The following is a 20,974-nucleotide window of genomic DNA, read 5'->3' as shown; positions in this document are numbered from 1 at the left end:
CGCCACGAGGACGGGCCCGCAGGGGACGGGTCGGAGGGAACGGCCGGAGGGAGCACGGGTCGTCACGGGAACGGGTGCGGCACGCGGCGGGGCCGCCCGGCGGAGTCCAGCAGCCGGGGCATCAGCAGCGCGCGCTGGCGGTGCCAGCCGAAGTCCAGCGGCAGCAGGCCGGGCACCACCGTGGCGGTGGTGCGCAGCCCGACGGCGCGCTGTTCCGGTGAGGTCTGGTCGACGGCGACCGCGTCGTGTCCCCGGGCGGCCAACGCCTCGGTGACCAGCCGCAGGTCGTCCCGCAGGTCCCGGGTCGCCGGCCGCGCCGCGGCCCAGTCGGCGAAGACCTCGGCCAGCGGCAGCGCCGGGGCGTCGGTGAGGAACTCCTCGGCGTGCTCGGCCATCCGGGGCAGGCCGTAGAGCTGCGCGTGGTCCTTCAGGTGCCGCACCAGGCCGAAGTCGTCGGCCATCGCCTCCAGTTCGGCGCGGCGCTCGGCCACCTGGTAGGGCAGGTGGGGGATGTAGGTGAGCACCTCGCTGAGCGCCCCGGTCAGTGCCGCGCCCGGGTCCAGGCTCGCCGCGGCGCCGAAGGACAGCAGCCCCTCGCCGCCGTCCTCCCGCACGGCCAGCGCGGTGATCACGGGAACGCCGAGGTCGCTGCGGGTGTCGAAGGCCCGCACCTGGTAGCCGAGCAGCGCGGCCCGGTCCAGCATCCCGCGCACCCGGGCGTCGCCGGTCGAGCGGGGGTCGACCCTGGTCAGCCGGCGCCGCCCGTACCAGGCGAGCAGGAACGCGTCCCGCTCGACCAGCTCCAGCAGCCCGAAGAGCACGGCCTCGGCGAGGCTGCCGCCGGTGGCGCAGCCGTTGGAGCACTCGAAGACGAAGTTGTCCGAGGGCACGCCCGCGCCGTAGTGGACCAGGCGGGCGGGCACGAGCACCGGGTGGTCGCCGCGCAGCGCGTGGCCCCAGATCCACGGGATGGGGCGGGTCGGGTCGAACGGCTCGACCATCGGGTCGTTCTCGTACGTCTCCGGCGCGTAGAGCCCACACCGCCGGGGGTCCACGACCGCCGCCTCGCCCCAGGCCTCGACGAGCGCGTCGAGGGAGCCCGTCACCGGGCGCAGCCCGCGCCGCGCGTGGGTGCCGGCGTAGCGTTCCAGCCCCTCCAGGTGGGCCAGGGTCCTGCTGGTGGCGTAGGCGTCGGCCTGGCCGCTGAAGGTGACGTCGTTGAGGCCGGCGTAGCCGCGCACGAAGGTGCTGCCGGAGATCGGCGCCGTGGTGGTCGAGGCAGGGTTGAGGTGGGTGGTCGAGCCGAGCGCGCCGCAGACCGGGTTGGTGAGCGCCGCCTCGGGCAGGGCGAGGGCGTGGAGCGGGCTGACGCGGTAGACGTCGGGCGCCGGCTTCGGCGCGGGGTCCAGCCGCATGCGGCCGTGCTCGGGCGCGTCGTCCGCGGGTGTCACGCAGGAGGGGCACAGCGGCTCGGGAAGCAGCGGGACGGTGGCCAGGGCCAGGGTCCCGAGGTCGACGCGGGTGACCCGGGGCAGCCCGTCGGGCGAGGAGCGGCCGGTGACGGCGCGGCAGACGGCCCGGACGGCGTCGACGGCGTGGTCGGTCAGCACGGGCCAGGCGGCGCCGCCGACGGGGGCGAAGCCGCCTTCGAGGGCCTCCCGTTCCGAGCGGGTGCGCAGCCGCTGCCAGCGCATCGCCAGGCACCGCCCGCAGGCGGGCCGCGCGGGGTCGGCGCCCCAGGGGCCGACGAGCAGCGCGCGGGAGCTGAGGTGGACGGTGGCGGCCGGGCGGGTCGCGGACCAGCGGTCCCGGTCGGGGTGGAGGGTGTCGCCCACGCCGAGCGGCACCACCACGGGTGCGGGGCCCCGGCCGCCCTCGCTGGCCCAGCGCCGGCGCAGCGCGTCCGCGAGGCGGGCCGTGGCAGCCTCGAAGGGCGCGGCGGCCATGTCCGTGTCTGCGTCCGTGTCCCTGGTCGCGGTCGTCATGTGCGGTCGCTCCAGCGGAAGACGCGGAACGCCACGACACCGAGGACGAGCGCGAACGCCACGAGCCCGCCGCAGGCGACGGCGACGTCCGCGCCGCCGCCCGCGTCGGTGAGGGCGGCGGCGATCCCGTCGTTGAGGTGCCGCAGCGGCAGCACCCACGACAGCGCCTGCATCCAGGACGGCATCGCGTCCAGCGGGTAGAACGAGCCCGACAGAAACGCCATCGGCACCATCAGGCAGTTGGCGACGGCGGCCACCGCCTCGGGGGTCCTGGTGAAGGAGCCCACGATGGCGCCGAGCGCGAGGAACGCGGTGATGCCGAGCACCAGCACGGGCAGCGCCAGCGGCCAGCCGGCGTCCAGCCGAAGGCCCAGCGCGGGCAGCAGCGCCACCGCCACGAAGAGCACGGCCTGCACGAGTCCGATGCCGAGCGCCAGCACGTAGCGGGAGCCGAGCACGGCGCCGAGGGGCGTCGGCGTCATGCGGATCAGCCGCAGGATGTCGTCCCTGCGCCACTGCATCAGCACGAACCCGACGCCGAAGACCGCCGCGTTGGCCACGCCCCAGGACAGCACCCCGGGCGCGATGTAGGCGATGTAGGGCCGGCCGCTCTCCTCCACCGTCTGGCCGTGGAAGATCAGCCCGAAGACGACGAGGAAGAGCAGCGGGAAGGCGAAGGTGAAGAAGAGCGTGGTCTTGTCCCGGGTGTAGGCCCGGTAGCCGGCCTCCGCCAGCGCGGAACGGGCACTCATCGGATGCCTTTCGTGGCTGCCCCGGCCGGACGGCCGGGGAGCGGACGGGCCCTCGCGGGGCGGGGTGGGGTCGTGGGCTGGGTGGTGGGCTGGGTCGTGGGCATCGCTAGCTCTGGTCGGTGAGGTGGAGGTAGACGTCCTCCAGGCTCGCGGTGCGGGTGCGCACCCCGTGCAGCCCGGCGACCCTCTCGACGGCGGCGAGGACGGGGCCGGCGTCCTCGGTGCGCAGCACCAGCGCGTCGGACTCGCGGGTGACCTCGGTGACGCCGGGCAGCGCCCTGGCGTCCGCCTCGCTCAGCCGCTCGGCCGGGACCAGCAGCCACACCGAGGAGCCGCCGCGCGCCACCAGCCGGCCGGGGCTGTCCAGGGCGGCGACCCGGCCGCGGGCGATGATCGCGACCCGGTCGCACAGCGCCTCGGCCTCGTCCAGGTGGTGGGTGGTGTAGACGATGGTGCGGCCGGCTCTCTTCAGCTCCCGCAGCAGCTGCCACAGGGTGCGGCGGGCCTGCGGGTCGAGCGCGGCGGTGGGCTCGTCGAGGAAGATCAGCTCGGGCGCGTGCACGAGGGCCGAGGCGATCGCCAGCCGCTGGCGCTGCCCGCCGGAGAGATCCTCGACCCGGACGCCGGCCTGGTCGCCGAGCCCGACGAGGGCCAGGGTGCGGTCGACGGCGGCGCGTTCGGCCCCGTAGAGGGCGGCCACGGTCCGCAGGTGTTCGTGGGCGGTCAGCCGCACGAAGAACGCGGAGCTCTGGGTCTGCACGCCCAGGCGCGGCAGCAGCGCCGTGTCGCGGGGCCAGGGCGCCTGGCCGAGCACCTCCACCACTCCCCCGTCGGCCTGCCGCAGCCCCTCCATGATCTCGATCAGGGTGGTCTTGCCGGCGCCGTTCGGGCCGAGCAGCCCGAAGAACTCGCCGCGCCGGATCGTGAACGACACGCCGTCCACCGCGTGGACGTCGCCGTAGCGCTTCCGCACCGCCTCCAGGCGGACGGCCGGGCTCTCCCCGGCGGGGTTGTCGGTCACGGGGCTCTCCTTCACGGGCGGTGCGGCGTTGACGGGCGACGGGGACGGGGCGGGCGAGGGGCTCTCGGGGTGGCTAGGCCGCCAGGACCACGGCGCGGACCAGCAGCACCAGCGCCACCGCGAGGGCCGCGACCGTCAGCAGGGCGCCGGCCGCGTAGCCGACGTAGACGAGCCTGGCGCGGCGCGGGTAGGCGGCGGCCTCGGGCGAGCGGCGCAACGCCAGCCCGAGGTAGGTCCGGCTGGACTCGGCCAGGCGGAGCGCGCCGAGTGCCTGGCCGGCGATGGTGTAGCCGTCCAGCGGTGGCAGCGGCACCAGCATGGCCGCCGCCTGGAGGACGCCGAGGAACAGCAGTCCGGCGAGGCCCTCGCGGGTGGCGCCCTCGGGGGCCAGCAGCCACCAGACGAGGAACGGCAGGAGGAAGAGCAGGTTGGCCACGGCCCCGGCGCCCGCCACCACGACGCGGTGGCGGCGGCGGGAGAGGTACGGGTAGTCCTCCACCGTGCAGTACATGATCACCACGGGCAGCCGCCAGCGCAGCCCGATCTCGCCGACCCGGCCGCCGTAGTGCCGGGCGGCCACCCCGTGCGCCAGCTCGTGGAGGGCGGTGGAGAGCCACAGCGCGGTGGCGACGGCCACCAGCAGCACCGGCTGGGTGAACACGGCGGCGGCTCCGTCGACGAGCTCGCCCGGGTGCCAGGCCAGCACCAGCAGCATCGCGGCGAGCGCGGCCAGCGTCGCCGCCGACCAGACCGGGCCGAGGAGGAAGCCGGTGGCGCGGTGGAGCCGGCCGGCCGTGGCGTGGGCGTCGGCGACCAGCCGGACGGTGCCGGCGAGCGGGCCGCCCGCCGGTCGCCCCGCCGGCCGTGGGGCCGGCTCGGGGCGCGGCGAGCCGTCCAGCAGGCCGCGCCCGCCGAGGAGCTGGAAGAGCCGGCCCCAGTGCGCCTCGCCCAGCCGGCGCCCGAACGCCGCCGCGTACTCGGCGCCGAGCTCCGCCACGGTGCGGGAGCCGTCCATCCGTACCATCAGGAAGCGTTCGCGGGGGCCGACCTCGAAGGACTGGCCGGTGGCGGTGTCCTTCACCAGGTGCACGATGCGCGGGCCGTGCAGCAGCGCGTCGCTGACCAGCACCTCGGGGCGCAGCCGGGGCTGGTGGGTGGCCAGGGAGTCCATCGCGCTCACCGCCCCGGCCCTCCGCCCGCCTCGGCCGGGGCGCTGGCGGGGGCACCGGCCGGGGCACCGGCGGGGGCGCGCAACGCCCGGCCCAGCACGTAGGAGAGGTACGCCTCGTCCTGGATGGTGACGTGCAGCCGGTTGTTCGTCATGTGCATGTAGGGGGACAGCAGCCGCTCCAGCGCCTCGTCGGGGTCGCCGACCGGCTCGTCCCTGCTGCCGTCCCAGGACCGGAAGACCAGCTCGCCGCGCTCGGCGAGCTCCACGACGCGGGCCCGCAGCTCACGGCAGTGCTCGGCCCAGCGGGCCAGCAGCGCCGGCAGCGCCTCGCCGCCAGCGGCGGCGGCACGGACCCGCCGGTGCCAGGTGAGCAGGCCGGGGGCGACCTCGTCGGCCCTGCGCTCGTACTCGGCGCTGCCGATGAAGCCGGTGTCGGGGAAGGCCCGGTGCCAGAAGGCGTAGTAGCGGTCCAGGAAGTCGGTCAGCCGCTCGTCCTCGGGGAGGAACGCGGTGGACATCACGAGCATCAGCTGGGCCGCCGTGCCGAGCAGCACCGTCCGCAGGTGGAGGTTCTTGCCGCGCAGCGCGTCGATCACGAGCTCGCTGGAGTGGGCGAAGTGCCACTCGGCCAACGCCACGCCGGCCGGGCCGCCGTACTTGCCGTACTCGGGCTCGTAGGGCAGCCAGGCCAGGGAGTTGTTGGGCCGCAGGTTCATGCGGCCCTCGGCGTCGGTGTAGCCGCCGCGCTCCTCGGCCGTGAACTCGATGTCGAACAGCTGGTTGTAGAACTCGTTGAGGAAGCCGGAGTCCACCTGGTACAGCGCCGGCCGTTCGGCGAGGAACGCGTCGACGGCCCGCTCGGCGCGCGAGCGCACCTCCGCCTCGGCCGCGGCGGAGACGGGCCGCAGCCGCAGCCGGACGTGGGGGCCCTCCAGCCAGTAGTTGATGAAGAACCAGCCGTCCAGCAGCCCGTCCTCGGTCAGCTCCCGCACCAGGGGGCGGACGCAGCTGAGCAGCATCGGAACGGGGTTGGCCGCGTAGTAGACGTGGAGGGCCTGCCACGCGCCGGGACGGCTCGCCTGGCCGCCGCCTGGCTGTCCGGTCATCACGGTGTCTCCCCTTCCGGGCTCGCGGGGTGGGGCGCGGCGGGGTTCGTCTCCACGGCCAGCTCCAGGACGTGGCCGCCGCGGTCGGTGGTCAGGTGGGGGCCGGCCTCGTCGGGCAGGGCCTCGCGGAAGGTGACGCGCGCCCGGTCGGTGCGGAGGAGGCCCTCGAAGGCCAGCAGCGACAGCGGGCTGTCGAAGTCGACGTACTGCGGCTTGGCGCCGGTGGCGCCGCGCGCCGCGTCGTCGTGGACGGTGGCGAACACCCGCTCGGGCAGCTCGTGGTGGCGGCGCCACCGGTGCCAGGCGAGCAGCCAGTCGGCGTCGCCCGTGCCGGCGGCGCGGGGTGGCAGCGCCGCCGCGCCGGCGCGCCAGGAGCGGCGGGCGAGCACCAGCCGGCCGTGCCGCACGCGGGGGCGGTGGGTGACGCCCTGGCGCGACTCGCCGTCGGGGACGCCGGCCCAGACGTCCACCGGGGACATCGAGGTCGGCGAGAGCAGCAGGAGGGTGCGGGGGATCTCCGGGAGCGCCAGCGGCACCAGGTAGCCCAGGTAGACCGGCACGACCTCGCGGCCGAGCCGGGACGAGCGCAGCACCAGCCGGTCACGCGCCGCGTCGTGCTCCAGGCTCAGGTCCGACAGGGCCAGCTGCTGCCGCGCGGGCACCGAGCTGGTCTCGCCGGGGCAGACGATCTCGTAGTCGGTGAGCCTGCCGTGGAGGTTGAGGTTGCTGGTCACCGGGCCGCCGGTCACCTCGGCGAACACGGCGCCGGGCGGCTGGAGGTCACGGGCCCGCGCGCGCAGCTGTGCCGACAGCGTGTCGGGGGCCTCGGCGGTGCCGGGTGCGTCGGGCGCGTCGGACGCCGGGTCGAAGCAGTGGGTGAAGCGGCTGAACGGGAAGTGCAGCCCGCCGTAGGAGCGGTTGAGCACCACCAGTGGTTCGGGCCCGGCCAGCTGCACGTGGTGGCTGTGCAGCGCCGTCTCGGGCGGCAGCGCCGCGAGCTCGTCCGCGACCGCGTCGAACAGGCCGTCATCCAGCACGAGTTCGAAGCCGCCCTCGGCCTGGTGGGCGGCCCACCGCTCGCGCATCCCGGCGAGGAACGCCCGCCGCGCCGCGTCCAGCGCCCGCAGCTGGGGCAGCCCCAGCCAGTTCTCCTCGGGGCGGTACTCGCCCCGCTCGTCGAGGGCGGTGCGGCGGGAGGTGAAGGACAGGTACTGGTCGAAGAAGTCCTCGTGGAAGTCGTGGATCAGCTTCAGCAGGTCGGTGCAGCGCCCGCCGACGCCGTACCGCGCGAGGAAGAAGCCGCGCAGCGTGAGCCGCCCGGGCAGCGTCAGGTCGAACGCCGGCAGCACCCGCTCGACCGCGCGCAGCGGTCCGGCCAGCGCCTCCTCGAACGCGGCGCGGTCGGCGAGCACCTCGGGGGCCGTGGTGTCCTCGTACAACACCGTGCGCGGCACGCGGGGGCTGCCCACGCCGAGGTCACGCTGCACGTCCGCGAGCCGCTCCCGCAGCTCGGCGAGCAGGGCCCGGCGCTCGGCCGGCCCGGCCGCCGGGTGGCGGGCCAGGAGCGTCGCGGGGGCCTGAAGGGCCGTCGCGGTGCGCTCCGCCCAGGGCCGCTCCAGGGCGCGCAGGGCCTCCTGGAAGGCACGCAGCGGGTCGGTGTCGTGGACCTGGAGGTCCAGCGCGGGCACCCGCAGCATCCCGACGTCCAGCAGCGCCGTCAGGTACCGTTCGACGGCCTCGGGGGCGGCGTCCAGCGCGGCCGCCAGCCAGTCGGCCAGCTCCCCGTAGCGCACCGTTCCCCGGCTCTCGAAGAGGCCGAGCATCCGTTCCAGGACCCCGCTGCGGCGCAGGAAGAACAGCTGGTCCCTGACGGTGTCGAAGGTGACGGCGGTGTCGTCGTCGCCGGCCGTCACCGAGCGCCGGACGTACCGCACCCGGTCCTCGTCGCGGCCCCAGCCGGGCGCGGGCGCCACCGGCAGGTCGGCTCGGCGCGCCGGGTCGGCCAGCACCGCGTCGGCGATCCGGCCCACGGCCAGCACGTTCAGCCGGGGGTGGCCGCGCCGCTCGTCGGCCGCCCGCAGGCACTCGGGCCGGTGGCCCTCATCGACCAGGCGGCCGAGGGCCACCGAGGTGAAGGTGGAGAACGGGCTGGTCTTGCACGCCGTGCGGTAGAGGTAGGCCAGCAGGGAGCGTTCGAGCTTCCGGGTGCGCTTGTCGCCGGCCGTGGGGTCGGAGGCGGCGAAGCCGTCGAGCTGCGCGTCCAGCACCGGGGAGGCGAGCAGCACCCCGTCGCGCAGCCGCTCGTCGGCCAGGACGGCGCGCAACGCGGCCCGGGTGCGGGTGAGTTCGGCGGCCAGCAGCGCCTCCCCCGCCGCACGGGTCTCGGCCAGTTCGGCGCGCAGCGAGAGCCAGTGGCGCAGCGCCCCGGCCGCGTCCGGGTCGAGGCCCGCGACCAGGGCGTGGGCGGCCTCGGGGTCGGCGGGGCCGCGCCCGTTGAACACGGCGCGGCGCAGCCGCAGCAGCTCGCGGCGGACCCGCTGGTCCTCGCGGCCGGCGACCAGGTCGTGGAGCAGGTCGCCGACCGAACCGGCGCGATCGGCGAGCCGGGCCTCGGCGGCCAGCACGCCGTCGGCCCACTCCCGCACGGCGGGGGAACGCAGCGCCCGCACCGTCTCCACCGGCAGCCCGGCGACCCGGGCCAGGAACCGCGGCCCCAGCGCGGTCGTGCTCTCGGCCACCCCGCCGCCGGTCGGCGCGGCCTGCGTCGTCGCGACCTCCGTGGTCATGCCGGCCCCCATCAGGCGATCTCGAAGCGGAAGTCGGACGGGTCGGGCCGCTCGTGCCCCAGCATCATGATCAGCAGCGGCGCCTCGTCGGTCTCCAGCAGCTCAAGCCGCTCGCGGTAGGCGATGTTGTCGAAGCCGAGCGCCACGCCGCAGCCCACGCCCAGCGCGCTGGCCGCGGTGTAGGTGGCCTGGGCGACGCCGCCGATCAACGCGTTGACCAGCCGGTATCCCCGGTCGCCGACCGCGTCGAGCACGCTGTGGGTGCGGATCGTGGGAACGAGCACCGCGCCCGCGCGTTCCAGGTTGTAGTTGGCCAGGAAGTAGTGCTCCTGGAGGAAGGCGCCCGGCGGCTCGTCGGAGACCAGCCGCAGCGCGCCGGGGTCGCCCGGGGCGTACGCGTAGGTGCCGGGCGCCACGCCGTCCACGTGGTTGACCAGGGCGTAGAGCCTGACCAGCCCGTCCGCGCCGGCCGCCGCCGCGTCCCCGCCCAGGCGGGAGCCGGCCAGCGCCGCCGCCAGCGCGGTCGTCAGATGGGCGCCGTCGAGGGGGCGTTCCGCGGCGAACCGTCCGAAGCTGGAGCGGCGGGCGCGCAGTGCCGAGCGCACGTCGCGGTCGAGCGGCGCCCGCGGGGGCAGCGGCGTCTCCTCCCGGGAGGCGGCCGGCTCGTGCGCCGCCGCCACGGCCAGTGCCCCGGGCGCGGGGCGCGCCGTGGCCCCGGCGGCCGTGGCCCGCTGCATCGCGGTCACCGCCTCGAAGTCGAGCACGGTGCGCGAGCGCTCCTGGTCGCGGCGGCGGACGGCCACCTCCGGCGGCGCCACGGGGCCGGGCGTCCCGCTCCCGGTTCCGCTCTCAAACCCGGCCCAGGGCAGCGGGACCACGGCGAAGATGCCCTCCTGGGTGCCCGACACGCCGAGCAGCCGCGCCAGCCGCTCCTCGTCGAACCACAGGGCCGGCGCGAGCGTCGTGCCCCGCGCCCCCGCCCACATGCGCCAGGTGCCCAGCAGCGCGCCGACGTCCATGCTCACGGCGTGGAAGGAGAAGCTGTTGTACTTGAACGCGTTCTGCCAGTACTTGACGCCCAGCACCAGGAACTGGTCGGTCTCCCGACCCGGCGCGTCGTCCTCGCCGAGGGCCTGGCGCACCACGCCCGTCACGTCGCCCGTCAGCAGCCGCCGGAACGCGTGGTGGCGCGCGGAGTAGTAGTGCACGCCCGGCGGGACGGGTGCGGCGGGGCCGCTGACCCAGTAGATCGAGACCGGGTAGAGGCCGCCGCCCGAGGCGGTGCCGCGCGACCAGTTCGCCAGCGGGTAGAACGGCAGGGCGTTGAGGTCGGTGTTGGCCTGCACGCCGAGCCTGCGGCCGACCAGGCCGTAGGAGTCCCGCAGCAGTCCGCCGAGCAGGCCCAGGTCGAACGCCGGGCCGCTCGCGGGCGGCTGCGACGGCGGCTGCCCGAGCAGGCCGCGCTCCACGGTGGCGTCGGCCGGGTACTCCGTGCCCACCGGCAGCGGCAGCCGCTCCGCGCCGGGGTAGTGCTTGGTCTTCCGGGGGCCGTCCGACCAGTCGGGCACGAAGTCCACCGGCTCCATCGGCACCCGGCCACGCCGCATGATCGCGGTCGCGTAAGCGTGGGCGTATCCCATCGTCTGCTCCTTCTCCCGGGTGGGGCCCGGCCGCCGGGGCGTCGTGCGTGTCGTCAGGGGAACGGGTGCGGTGCGGGGTTGATCTCGTCGTCCTCGAGGTCGTGCGCGCGCAGGCCGGCCTCCCGCAGCCCGGTGCGCAGCCGGGGCATGCCAAGGGCCCGCTGCCGCGACCAGCCGAAGTCGATGGGCAGCAGGCCGGGCACGATCACGCTGACCGTCCACAGCCCCGCCTCCCGTTGCTCCGGCAGGGTCTGGTCCACCACGAGGACCTCGAAGCCGGCGTCGGCGAGGGCCGCGACGCAGGCGGCGGCGTCCTTCGCGAGGTCGTCGGAGACGGGCAGCGTCCGCCCGCCGCCGAAGCGTTCTGTCAGCCCCCACAGCCGCCCGCGCGGCGCGCCCGGCTCGCCGAGCAGGAACGCGGCGTGGCGGCCCATCTCGGGCACCCCGTACACCAGCGGGTGGTCGTGGAGCGCCGCCACCTGGTCGAAGTCGGCGGCCATCGCCCGCAGCCGGGGCTCCTCGCGCTCGGTGCGGCCGGCGAGGTTGACGGCGTCGGTGGCGATCTCGTCCAGCGCCGAGGCCAGCGCCGCCTCCGGGTCCAGACCCGCGCCCGCCCCGAAGCACATCCGGCCCAGGCCGCCGTCCAGCCGTTCGGCGACCCCGGTGACGACGGGGATCGGGAAGCTGAGGGCGGTGTCGAAGAACCGGGCCCGGTACCCGTACATCGCGAGCCGCGCCACCATCTGCCGGGTGGCGGGCCGGGTGGAGGTGGTCGGGTCCAGTTCGGGCAGCGGCTGCCGCCCGTACCAGGCCAGCAGGAACGCGTCGCGTTCCACCACCTCCATCAGGCCGTAGTAGACGGCCTCGGCCGCCGAGCCGCCGGACGCGCAGCCGTTCGAGCTCTCCTGCACGAAGCGCTCGTGGAGGCCGGGGGTGTGGTAGTAGGTGAGCACCTCGGGCACCAGCAGCGGGCGCCGCCGCGTCAACGAGTAGCCCCAGACCCAGGAGATCTCCCGCTCGGGGGTGAAGGGGGCGATGCCCTCGCGGCGGTGGAACTCCGGCGTGTAGAGCCCGCAGCGGCGCGGGTCGAGCGCCGGGCGGTCCGCGGCCGTCAGCGCGTCGAGGCTGGCGCGCACCGAGGTCGCCCTGGCCCTCGGCCGCATCCCGGCGTAGCGCTCCAGCCCTTCCAGCACGCCGATCCGCAGGCTGTCGCGGAAGGTGTCGGCGTGGCCGCCCCAGAACGTCTCCCGCAGGTAGTCGCCCGAGCGCAGCGAGAAGCAGCCGATGGTCGCCGACGTCGAGGTGGAGGAGACGTCCAGCACCACGGTCGGGCCGAGCGCGCCGCAGACCGGGTTGGCGAACGCCTCGGTCGGCAGTTCGTAGTCGGCGAGCGCGCGGGTGCGGAAGGCGCCCGGACGGTGCTTGGGGGAGGGCGCGAGTTCCAGCACGGCCGCCTCGGCGGAGTCCCGCTCCGCGGGGCCGCAGGCCGGGCACTCGGGGTCGGGCACCAGCGGGTAGCGGCGAACGGTCAGCTCGGCCAGGTCCAGCTGGTGGACGTCGCGGGGGCGGCCCGGCTGGCGCAGGCGGGCCGCGACCAGCCCGGCCAGCGCGCCGACGGCGAACGGCGTCAGCTGGGGCGGCCGACCGACGGCCGTCGTGCCCGAGCCCAGCTCCACCGCCTCCCGCAGCTGCCGTGACCTGGCGGCCTGCCAGCGGCGCTCCAGACAGCGCGCGCAGCCACGCCGCCCCGGGTCCGCGGGCAGGGGGCCGACGACGGCGTGCCGTCCGTAGAGCCGCACGGGGACGGCCCGCCGTGCCGGGGTGGCGGCGGCGTCGCCCGGCCGGTCGGCGAAGGCGTCCGTCAGCCCGAGGGGCGCCACCTCGACCGGCGGGGGGTTGGCGACCAGGGCCGCCAGCCGCTCGGCCAGTTCGGCGGCCAGCGCGCGGCAGGCGGCGCCCCAGGGGCCCGCGGCCGGCGGCGCGGCCGGCGCCTTCGCCTCAGCGACGACCACCGGTGTCCTCCCTGGTCAGCAGCACCCGCGCGGTGTGGAGGCCGGCGGTGCGCAGGTCGGCCGGGGTGGTGTCGCGCCAGAGCGCGTCCCGGCCGGCCGCCCGCAGCCGCTCCAGCACGGCGGGGAACGTCGCCGGTTCCCCCCCGTCGGCCTCGGTGACGTTGGGGCTGTCGGTGGCGTCGGGGCTGTCGGTGGCGTCGGCCAACGGCACGGCGGCGGGGGCCAGCTCGGGCAGCAGCGGGTCGCCGACGTCCGGCGCCTGCTCCGTCTCGGCGTGCAGCTGCACCTGTCCGAGCAGGTCGCGCAGGGCGGCGACGGCCGCCCCCGCGCGGGTCAACGCGGCCCCGACCGCGAAGCGTCCCGCCCCGTCGCCGGCCTCCCTGGCCAGCACCACCGTGACGCCCGACCGCTCCCTCTCGCCCAGGTCCAGCAGTTCGACCGCGACGCCGAGGGTCTTGGCGGAGCGCGCGAGGAAGACCCACTCGGCCTCCTCCCCGGTCTCCATCGCGCGGGCCCGCGTCGTGCCGGCCACGGCGCGCAGCAGCGCGTCGTGCGCGAGGGCCGTGAGCAGCGCGTGCCCGGCGGCCTCTCCCGGGCTCTCGCCGGCTCCGGTGCCCCAGGAGCCGGGCAGCACCAGCCGGTCGCGGTTGGGTGGCCCGAAGGGCCGCAGCGCGGCCGTGGGCACGGCGAGTTCGTACTTGGTCAGCAGGGAGGTGACCAGCGCCCAGGAGTCCACCTGGTCCACCGGCACTCCGCCGCCGCCGTCGGCGGTCAGCCGCGCGGGGGCGATCCGCTCGACGCCGGGCGGGACCTTCTCCAACGGCCTGACGGGCACCGCGTACTCCTCGTGGAGCGTCGCCGCCGCGCGCAGCCCGCGCTGCCGGGCGCCGGCCAGGTGGTGCACGTCGAAGGCGGCGACCAGGCGGGGGCCAGCCGCGCCGAGCGGCACCTCGATCCGGGTGACCTTCAGCGGGGTCTGGGTCAGCTCCTCGTCGCGGTAGCGGGTGAAGACCCCGACGTGCGGACGGACCAGCGCGTCGCCCAGCCGGTTGAGCCCGGCGACCAGGTCCTCCGCGTCCCTGGCCGTCTCCACCGTCACCGTCCGCGCCACCGTCAGCTCCTTCGGCAGCTCCCCGGCCCCGTCCTCGTGGTCGGCGCAGCGCCGGCAGCGCGGGTGGGGCCGCAGCGGTTCGGCCACGACGTCCAGCGAGTCCAGCTCCTGGATCAGCACCTGCCCCTCGGTCTCGGACGGCAGCGCCCCGGTCACGGTGCGGAAGATCTCGTAGGCCAGCAGGTTGCCCACCATCGCGGCGACCGGGCCGGTCAGGGCGCCGCCGGGCGGGGCCGGCGCGGGCGCGGCGACCCCGGCGACCTCGGCCAGCAGCGCGGTCGCCGCGGCCTGGTCGGTGGTGGCGGCGAGCCGCAGCAGCGCGCACCCCACGCAACCGGCGGTCAGCCCGCCCGAACGCGGTCCCACCACCACCCGCTCCCCGAGCGTCCAGGCCGGGACGAGGAGCTGTCCCTCGGCCAGCCCGGCCTCCAGCAGCGCGTGGGTGCGCGCCACGGCGTCGGCACCGGTGACGACGAGCACCTGGTAGCGCGAGAGGTCCGTCCCGCGCGGGTCGAGGTCGGCGACCGTCGCGGGGCAGCCGGCGGCGGTCAGCTCGGCCGCCTCGGCGAGGGCCGCCTCGGGCCGCTCCTCGGCGGCGACCTCGGCCAGGCCGTTGCGGATCAGGCCCAGCACGCACCAGCGGGCGGTCTCGCCGGTGCCGAGCACCGCCACCCGGGTGTCCCGGAAGCGGGCGAAGCGGGCCGCGGCCTCGTCCGTGTAGTGGTCCACGTAGGCGATCTGGGCCGCGAAGCGCTCGGCGACCTCGGGGGGCGGGCCCGGCTCGCGCGAGGGCGCGGCGTCCCGGGCGAAGTCCCGGTCCACCAGCGAGCCGACCAGCTCCGCCACCATGGCTCGCTGCGGCTCGCCCAGCCCGGCGCAGATCTCGGCCAGCGGCCGGCTGCCGTCGAGGTGCGGCACGATCAGCGAGGCGAAGCGGTACGCGGTGCGGCCCGCCAGGTGGAACCCGCCGTCGGCGTTGTGGAACAGCACACCCCCGGGGGTCTGCGTGAACAGCACGTCCCGGCGCAGCCGGGGGCGCATCTGGGCGAGGCCCTCGAACGCTCGTGGCATCCCTCTCACACCTTCTGTCTCGGCTGTGCCGGCTGTCTCGACTGGCTCGACTGACTCGTCTGTTTCTGCCGTCGCGGCTGTCGCGACCTGTTCGGTTGGTTCGGTTGGTTCGCCTGGTGCGGCTCGCGGTGGCCGCCCCCGTCCCACCGGGCGGCGCGGCGTGCGTGCAGCCGCAGCAGGGGATGCGGGTGGTAGGGGCCCGGCGGCCCGTCCTCCAGGAGTCCGGCGTCGGCGAGCCGCTCCAGCACCGCCTCGCACTCCGCCGCGGGGCGGCCGAGTACCCGGGCGCAGTCGACGGCGTCCCACCCCGGCCCGTCGAGCTCGCCCAACGCGGCGTAGGTGGCGGCCAGTTCGGGTTCCAGGCGGTCCACGGCCGCGTCGAGCAGCTCCACGACGGACATCCGGGGGTCGCCGGTCAACGACAGCCGCGCCAGCGGGTCGTCGGCCAGCCAGCGCGCGCAGTCACCGAGCCGCAGCGCCGGCCGGGTCCCCAGTCGCGCCGCCGCGATCACCAGCGCCAGCGGATGATGGCCGCACACCTCGGCCAGCTCCCGTGCCGCCTCCGGCTCCTCGGCCACCCGCTCGGCGCCCAGCACCGCCGCCAGCAGGTCCCGCGCCTCCTGCGCCCGCAGCGTGCCCAGCCGGTGGACCCGCACCCCGTGGGTGGCGACCAGACCGGCCAGCCCCAGCCGGCTGGTGAGCAGCACGTCGTGCCCGGACACCGCCGAGAGCACCGCCCTGGCCTGGGCCGCCTCGACGACGTCGTCCAGCAGCAGCAGTGCACGGTCCCCCCCGCCCGGGGCACGCGCGCCCAGCCGGTCGGCGATCTCGTCGGTGACCTCCGCCGCCGCCCGGGGCGAGCCGTCGGACCGCGTCATCCGCACCAGCAGCTGCCCGCCGGGGACGTGGTCCCGCGCCAGGTGCGCCACCTGCTGGGCCAGCGCGGTCTTGCCGATCCCGGGGCCGCCGCAGACCAACGCCGCCACCGGCGGCCGCGCGGCGTCCGACCGTGCCGTGAGCCGCCCCAGCAGCGCCGCGACCTCCTCCTCCCGCCCGGTGAACCACGGCACCGCCGGCAGCGTGGGCGGCGGTACCTTGGGCGCCGGGGCGATCGCGGTGGCGCTCACCCGGGACGGCGGCTCGCTCGCCGGGCCCAGGTCCTCGCCGCGCAGGATGGACAGCTCCAGTCGTTGCAGCGCGGCCGAGGGCCCGACGCCGAGGCTCTCCCGCAGGTACGCGGCGAACCTGCGGTACTCGGCCAGCGCCTCCGTCTGCCGCCCGGTGCGGTAGAGCGCCTCGATCAGCTGCTCGCGGAACCGGCCGTGGTCGGGGTGGGCGCGGGTCACGCTCCACAGCTCCACCAGGGCCTGCCCGCACTGCCCCCGCTCCAGCCGCAGGTCACACAGCCGCTCCAGCACCCGCAGCCGCTCCTCCAGCAGGCGCGGCACCTCGTCGCGGTGGAGCACCTCGGAGCGCACGTTGGCCAGTACCCCCGTCTGCCACAGCCCGAGCGCGCCGTGGAGCCCGGTCAGCGCGGCCTCGGGCGACGTCCCGGGCGCCTGCGTGCCCCGCACGCGTTCGCGGAAGTCCACCAGGTCGAGGGAGCGGGCGTCGGCGGTGATCCGGTAGCCGCCGGGCACCGCCTCGATGGGGGTGTCGACCACCTCGTGCTTGGTGAACAGGCGACGCAGTCGCAGCACGCAGGTCTGCAACGCGGCCCGCGCCGTGGCGGGTTGCTCGTCGCCCCACACCATCCGCTGGAGGTACTCGGCGGAGACGATGGCGTTGGAGTTGAGCAGCAGCGCGGCCAGCAGGTTGGCCGGCTTGGAGGGGTGGAGCACCACGGTCTCGTCGCCGTCGGTGATGCTCAGCGGGCCGAGCAGCTGGAAGCGGACGCCCCTCACACGCGACCCCGGGCTGCTGCGCGGACGGGGAGCGGGGGCGGTGCGGCGGAACGGGCGCGGACGCGGAGAGCGGGTCGGGATGGGGGCGTGTTCCGGGTCGTCATGCGGGCCGCCTGATCCTCAGGGGATGGAGGTCGAAAGGGGGTGGGGCGCGGACACGGGGGCCGACGCTACTCGCGTAAACCTGGGCTCGGCAGGGGCTCGCGCGTCAGCATGTTGCAGCGCTGGGGCGCAGCTTGTGGCCAGATCGGGCGGAAGCGGGAGGCACCGTCGGGCGGTCAAACCCACCTGGAGGTACGGATGTTGACCCACCTCGCCAGGGTCCGGGCAGAGGGCACCGGACCGCCGCGAGGCGGGCCCGGTGCGGCGCGGGCCGCGGGGCGCCGGGCGGCGGCTCCGCACGCTCAGACGGTGTCGTAGGCCCCCTGCTCCAGCAGGCGCCGCTGCCTGCGGCCGATGACGGTCTTCAGGGGCACCAGGGTCAGCCAACTCCACATCGCCAGCGCCGGGGACAGCGCCGCGAGCGGCGTCGAGGCCCCGAAGACGACCACCACCACGCCCAGGTCGGCCGCGTCCAGCCGGCGGGCCCGCGCGACCAGCCGGTCCCGGGGCGGCGGGCGCAGCCGGTTGGTGGTCAGCAGCAGGAACAGGTGAGCGGCGTTGATCGCGGCGACGCAGCCGCCGTAGACCGCGACGGCCACGGCCTGGTCGTCGTACTCGGCCAGCAACGAGGTGGGGAACGGCAACAGCGCGACGAGCGCCAGGCCGAGGAGCGTCCACCGCACCACGTGCCCGTTCGCCGCGAAGGAGCCGCCGCCCAGGATCAGGCGGTGGTTGCGCCAGAACTGGGCGATCACCGTGAAGCTCAGCGCGTACGCGCCGACGTTCGGCAGGGCCTCCCACAACGCCTCGTGGAACTCCCCGTCGTCCAGGCCCGGCGGCACCCGGATGTCCAGCGCGAGCAGGGTCATCGCGATCGCGAAGACCCCGTCGGACAGCGCCGTCAGGCGCTCGACACCCTCACCCGGACCGGTCGCACCCTGCGCGCCCCGCGGGCTCGGCCGGCTGGGCGGGCTCGGCGGGCCCGTCGGGCGGTCCGTCTCGGCGCCCACGTCTCCTCCTCGCGCTCCTCGGACACGGCGGAACACGGTCCCGGCCGGCCCGACCCCGGCCGCCTCGGGCCCCGGTGGGCGGAGGGAAGGAGCGATCGGTGCGAGGGCCGGGACACCGCCCCAGCTTCTCCGGCTCCCCCGTCCCGGGCGCCCCGACGCTCGGCCGCCCCTCCCCCGTTCACCCGTCTCGTGGCGGCGCCGTCGCGAGACGACCTCCACGGGGCCACCGCGCCCTCCCCGCCCCCGCCACACGTTCACCATCCAGCGACCAAACAGTGGCCAACCGGTGATCCCACCCCCGTTGACGAGGGGATCGGCGACCATTGAGGCTATTCGATAATGATTTCCATTACTGATAATCGTGCGGCCCCACAGCGGCCGGACGATCCGGGATCCGCCGCCACCCGCCGGGGCCTCGCCCTTCCCGTCGCCGCCCTGCTCGTGCTCCTGCTGGCGTCCGTCGTGGTGGCCATCGGCCTCGGCTCGGCCGTCGTCCCACCCCAGGACACGGCCCGCTACCTGTGGGCCGCGCTCACCGGCGGCACCATCTCCGGGGAGGAGCTGACGCGCTATCAGATCATCTGGCAGGTCCGCACCCCTCGCGTGCTGCTCGCCGTGGTCGTCGGCGCCGGCCTGAGCGTCGTCGGTGTCGCCGTCCAGGCGCTCGTGCGCAACGCGCTGGCCGATCCGTTCGTCCTCGGCGTCTCCTCCGGCGCCTCCGTCGGCGCCGTCGCCGTCACCGTCTTCGGTCTCCTCGGTTCCCTCGGCGTCTACGCCCTGTCGGCCGGTGCCTTCGCCGGCGCGCTCGCCGCGTCCGTCCTGGTCTACGCGGCCTCCCACAGCCGGGGCGGGCTGACCCCGCTGCGCCTGGTGCTCACCGGGATCGCCATGGCCTACGGCTTCCAGGCCGTGATGAGCGTGCTGGTCTACCTGGCGCCGGACGGCGAGGCCACCCACACCGTGCTGTTCTGGACGCTGGGGGGCTTCGGAGCCGCCACCTGGGGATCGCTGCCGGTCGTCGCCGCGATCGTCGCCGCCGGGGCCGTCGCCCTGCACCGCCACAGCCGCGCGCTCGACGCCATGGCGCTGGGCGACGAGACCGCCGCCAGCCTCGGCGTGGAGACGGCGTCGGTACGGCGGGCGCTGTTCCTCCTCACCTCGCTGATGACCGGGGCGATGGTCGCCGTCAGCGGGGCGATCGGCTTCGTCGGGCTCGTCATGCCCCACCTCGTCCGCATCCTCGTCGGCGCCCGCCACGCCCGCGTGCTCGTGCTCGCCCCGCTCGTCGGCGGGATCTTCATGGTCTGGGCCGACCTCGTCGCCCGCACCCTGGCGGCTCCCCGCGAGCTGCCGCTGGGCGTCATCACCGCGCTCGTCGGCGTCCCCGTCTTCGTCGCGCTGATGCGCCGCAGGGGCTACCTCTTCGGGGGGCGTTGATGGCCGACCCCACGAAGCTGCGTCTCGACGGACTCGGCGTCGAGGTCGACGGCCAGGCGCTCGTCCACGGCCTGTCCCTGACGGCGTCCCCCGGCCGGATCACGGGCCTCGTCGGCCCGAACGGCAGCGGGAAGTCCACCGCCCTGCGCTGCGTCTACCGCGCTCTGAAGCCCACCACCGGGACGGTGTGGCTCGACGACCGGGAGCTGTCCGCCCTGTCCCGCCGCGAGAGCGCGCGGTCGGTCGCGGCCCTCACCCAGGAGAGCGGCTCCGACCTGGACTTCACCGTCGAGGAGGTCGTCGCCCTGGGCCGCACCCCGCACCTGCGCGGCAACCAGGCCCTCAGCGACCGCGAGCGGGAGCTGTGCCGCAGGGCCATGGCCGAGCTCGACGTCCTCCACCTCGCCGGCCGGGGCGTCCTCACGCTCTCCGGCGGCGAGCGCCAACGTGTGCTCGCCGCTCGCGCCCTGGTGCAGGAGCCGACCGTGCTCGTGCTCGACGAGCCCACCAACCACCTCGACATCCGCCACCAGATCGAACTCCTCACGCTGCTGCGCCGCACCGGCACGACGGTGCTGGTCGTGCTCCACGACCTCAACCTGGCCGCGGCCGTCTGCGACCGCATCGGCGTCCTGGCGGGCGGCACGCTCGTCACGGCCGGCGCACCCCGGGAGGTGCTCACCCCCGAACTGGTGCGCGAGGTCTTCGGCGTCGCCGCCACCGTCGTCCCCCATCCCCTGACCGGTGACCCACAACTGCTCTACTCCCTGGGAGGCCCTCCATGACCGCTCGCACCCGCCCCGCCCGCCGAGCCCGTCGCGCCCGTCGCACCCGCCTGGCGGCCACGGCGCTCGCCGCCACGACGCTGCTGCTGCCCGCGTGCGGCGCGGACGTCGAGGACGACGCGGCGGGGGGCGGGAACGAGACGGTGACCGTGCCGCGCTGCGGCGAGGAGGTCGAGTACCGGCGCCCGGAGCGGGCCGTGGTCTACGAGGGCGGCAGCGCGGACAAGATGTTCGCCCTCGGCCTCACCCGGTACGTCCACGGATACGTCATGCCGCCGGCGAACCCGCCCGTGGCCGAGTCGCCCTGGGCCGAGGAGTACGCCAGGGTCGAGATGCTCAGCGATGACCTCCTGAACCGCGAGCTCGTCGTCGACGCCGAGGCCGACTTCGTCGTCGCCGGCTGGAACTCCGGCTTCAGCGAGGAGCGCGGCATCACGCCGGAGATCCTGGACGGCCTGGGCATCCAGAGCTTCCTGCACAGCGAGACCTGCTACAACTACCCCGGCCACCCCGCCACGTTCACACCCTTCGAGGGCCTGTACCGGGACCTCGGGCTCCTGGGTCGGATCTTCGGCGTCGAGGACCGCGCCGAGCGGGTCGTCGACGCGCTGCGCGACCGGGTCGCGGCCGTCGAGGAACAGGCCCCGGAGGGGCCCCCGCCCCGCGTCTTCGTCTACGACTCGGGCACCGACCAGCCGTTCACCTCCGGCAACCAGGCCCCGCCCCACGAGATCATCGACATCGCCGGCGGCCAGAACGTCTTCCACGACCTCACCGACCGCTGGACCAGCGTGAGCTGGGAGGCGGTCGTCGAGGCCGACCCGGAGGTCATCGTCGTCGTCGACTACGAGGACCAGCCCGTCGAGGAGAAGATCGACTTCCTGAAGTCCTCCCCCGTCACCTCCCAGCTCACCGCCGTCCGCAACGACACCTTCCACGTCCTCGACTACAACGAGGCCATCAGCGGTCCACGCGTCGTCGACGGCGCCGAGAGCCTCGGCGAGTACCTGCGCACGGCGGACCTGGGCCGTTCCTAGGCGGCTACGGCCCCACCGACGCCGGGGCCCGCCCCGGACATCAA

At 75.9% G+C, this 20,974-nt stretch carries 14 protein-coding genes; 3 read left to right on the top strand and 11 right to left on the bottom strand.

Annotation, left to right across the window (positions count from 1 at the left end; translation table 11 throughout):
• Positions 1 to 62 precede the first annotated feature (62 nt).
• The 11 genes from ACTWP5_RS12795 to ACTWP5_RS12745 form a co-directional block, all read right to left on the bottom strand.
• Entirely contained in the window at positions 63 to 1,985 is a 1,923-nt protein-coding gene (locus ACTWP5_RS12795) for a TOMM precursor leader peptide-binding protein (RefSeq protein WP_443220998.1), read from the bottom strand.
• Complete coding sequence (locus ACTWP5_RS12790; RefSeq protein WP_443220997.1) at positions 1,982 to 2,737, bottom strand: ABC transporter permease; 756 nt, start codon at positions 2,735 to 2,737, stop codon at positions 1,982 to 1,984. The genes ACTWP5_RS12795 and ACTWP5_RS12790 overlap by 4 nt, the downstream gene beginning before the upstream one ends.
• 106 nt (positions 2,738 to 2,843) lie before the next feature.
• The gene (locus ACTWP5_RS12785) at positions 2,844 to 3,758 is read right to left on the bottom strand and encodes an ABC transporter ATP-binding protein (protein WP_443220996.1); all 915 of its coding nucleotides are present in this window, start codon (positions 3,756 to 3,758) and stop codon (positions 2,844 to 2,846) included.
• 73 nt (positions 3,759 to 3,831) lie between these two features.
• On the bottom strand, positions 3,832 to 4,929 hold the full coding sequence (locus ACTWP5_RS12780; protein ID WP_443221063.1) for a peptidase M50: 1,098 nt from the start codon (positions 4,927 to 4,929) through the stop codon (positions 3,832 to 3,834).
• Positions 4,930 to 4,934: 5 nt separating this feature from the next.
• Positions 4,935 to 6,035, bottom strand: coding sequence for a lantibiotic dehydratase C-terminal domain-containing protein (locus tag ACTWP5_RS12775; protein ID WP_443220995.1), 1,101 nt, complete (start codon positions 6,033 to 6,035; stop codon positions 4,935 to 4,937).
• Complete coding sequence (locus ACTWP5_RS12770) at positions 6,035 to 8,821, bottom strand: lantibiotic dehydratase (protein WP_443220994.1); 2,787 nt, start codon at positions 8,819 to 8,821, stop codon at positions 6,035 to 6,037. Before ACTWP5_RS12770 ends, ACTWP5_RS12775 begins: the two co-directional genes overlap by 1 nt.
• 11 nt (positions 8,822 to 8,832) lie before the next feature.
• The gene (locus ACTWP5_RS12765) at positions 8,833 to 10,461 is read right to left on the bottom strand and encodes a nitroreductase family protein (protein WP_443220993.1); all 1,629 of its coding nucleotides are present in this window, start codon (positions 10,459 to 10,461) and stop codon (positions 8,833 to 8,835) included.
• A gap of 53 nt (positions 10,462 to 10,514) precedes the next feature.
• Positions 10,515 to 12,473 (bottom strand): TOMM precursor leader peptide-binding protein, encoded by a 1,959-nt coding sequence (locus ACTWP5_RS12760; protein ID WP_443220992.1) that lies wholly within the window; start codon positions 12,471 to 12,473, stop codon positions 10,515 to 10,517.
• Entirely contained in the window at positions 12,460 to 14,655 is a 2,196-nt protein-coding gene (locus ACTWP5_RS12755; protein WP_443220991.1) for a TOMM precursor leader peptide-binding protein, read from the bottom strand. Before ACTWP5_RS12755 ends, ACTWP5_RS12760 begins: the two co-directional genes overlap by 14 nt.
• A gap of 5 nt (positions 14,656 to 14,660) precedes the next feature.
• A complete protein-coding gene (locus ACTWP5_RS12750) occupies positions 14,661 to 16,559 on the bottom strand; it encodes a BTAD domain-containing putative transcriptional regulator (protein WP_443220990.1) in 1,899 nt (632 codons plus the stop codon).
• Positions 16,560 to 16,963: 404 nt separating this feature from the next.
• Positions 16,964 to 17,671 (bottom strand): TMEM175 family protein, encoded by a 708-nt coding sequence (locus ACTWP5_RS12745; RefSeq protein ID WP_443220989.1) that lies wholly within the window; start codon positions 17,669 to 17,671, stop codon positions 16,964 to 16,966.
• 339 nt (positions 17,672 to 18,010) lie between these two features.
• Here ACTWP5_RS12745 and ACTWP5_RS12740 point away from each other — a divergent pair, with 339 nt between their 5' ends.
• Genes ACTWP5_RS12740 through ACTWP5_RS12730 form a run of 3 tightly spaced genes read left to right on the top strand, consistent with a single transcriptional unit; the run spans position 18,011 to position 20,930 of the window.
• A complete protein-coding gene (locus ACTWP5_RS12740; RefSeq protein WP_443220988.1) occupies positions 18,011 to 19,108 on the top strand; it encodes a FecCD family ABC transporter permease in 1,098 nt (365 codons plus the stop codon).
• The gene (locus ACTWP5_RS12735; RefSeq protein ID WP_443220987.1) at positions 19,108 to 19,893 is read left to right on the top strand and encodes an ABC transporter ATP-binding protein; all 786 of its coding nucleotides are present in this window, start codon (positions 19,108 to 19,110) and stop codon (positions 19,891 to 19,893) included. The genes ACTWP5_RS12740 and ACTWP5_RS12735 overlap by 1 nt, the downstream gene beginning before the upstream one ends.
• Entirely contained in the window at positions 19,890 to 20,930 is a 1,041-nt protein-coding gene (locus ACTWP5_RS12730; RefSeq protein WP_443220986.1) for an ABC transporter substrate-binding protein, read from the top strand. Before ACTWP5_RS12735 ends, ACTWP5_RS12730 begins: the two co-directional genes overlap by 4 nt.
• Positions 20,931 to 20,974 lie beyond the last annotated feature (44 nt).

The organism is Streptomyces sp. 4N509B, assembly GCF_052245655.1.
Lineage (GTDB): Bacteria > Actinomycetota > Actinomycetes > Streptomycetales > Streptomycetaceae > Streptomyces.
Note: the sequence above shows the minus strand (reverse complement) of the source record. Positions and strands in the feature narration are given on the sequence as shown.

Bases quoted from the DNA above. Each gene is read 5' to 3' on its own strand.
- ACTWP5_RS12795 (WP_443220998.1), bottom strand. From the start codon at position 1,985: ATGACGACCGCGACCAGGGACACGGACGCAGACACGGACATGGCCGCC.
- ACTWP5_RS12790 (WP_443220997.1), bottom strand. From the start codon at position 2,737: ATGAGTGCCCGTTCCGCGCTGGCGGAGGCCGGCTACCGGGCCTACACC.
- ACTWP5_RS12780 (WP_443221063.1), bottom strand. From the start codon at position 4,929: ATGGACTCCCTGGCCACCCACCAGCCCCGGCTGCGCCCCGAGGTGCTG.
- ACTWP5_RS12775 (WP_443220995.1), bottom strand. From the start codon at position 6,035: ATGACCGGACAGCCAGGCGGCGGCCAGGCGAGCCGTCCCGGCGCGTGG.
- ACTWP5_RS12770 (WP_443220994.1), bottom strand. From the start codon at position 8,821: ATGACCACGGAGGTCGCGACGACGCAGGCCGCGCCGACCGGCGGCGGG.
- ACTWP5_RS12765 (WP_443220993.1), bottom strand. From the start codon at position 10,461: ATGGGATACGCCCACGCTTACGCGACCGCGATCATGCGGCGTGGCCGG.
- ACTWP5_RS12755 (WP_443220991.1), bottom strand. From the start codon at position 14,655: ATGCCACGAGCGTTCGAGGGCCTCGCCCAGATGCGCCCCCGGCTGCGC.
- ACTWP5_RS12740 (WP_443220988.1), top strand. From the start codon at position 18,011: ATGATTTCCATTACTGATAATCGTGCGGCCCCACAGCGGCCGGACGAT.
- ACTWP5_RS12735 (WP_443220987.1), top strand. From the start codon at position 19,108: ATGGCCGACCCCACGAAGCTGCGTCTCGACGGACTCGGCGTCGAGGTC.
- ACTWP5_RS12730 (WP_443220986.1), top strand. From the start codon at position 19,890: ATGACCGCTCGCACCCGCCCCGCCCGCCGAGCCCGTCGCGCCCGTCGC.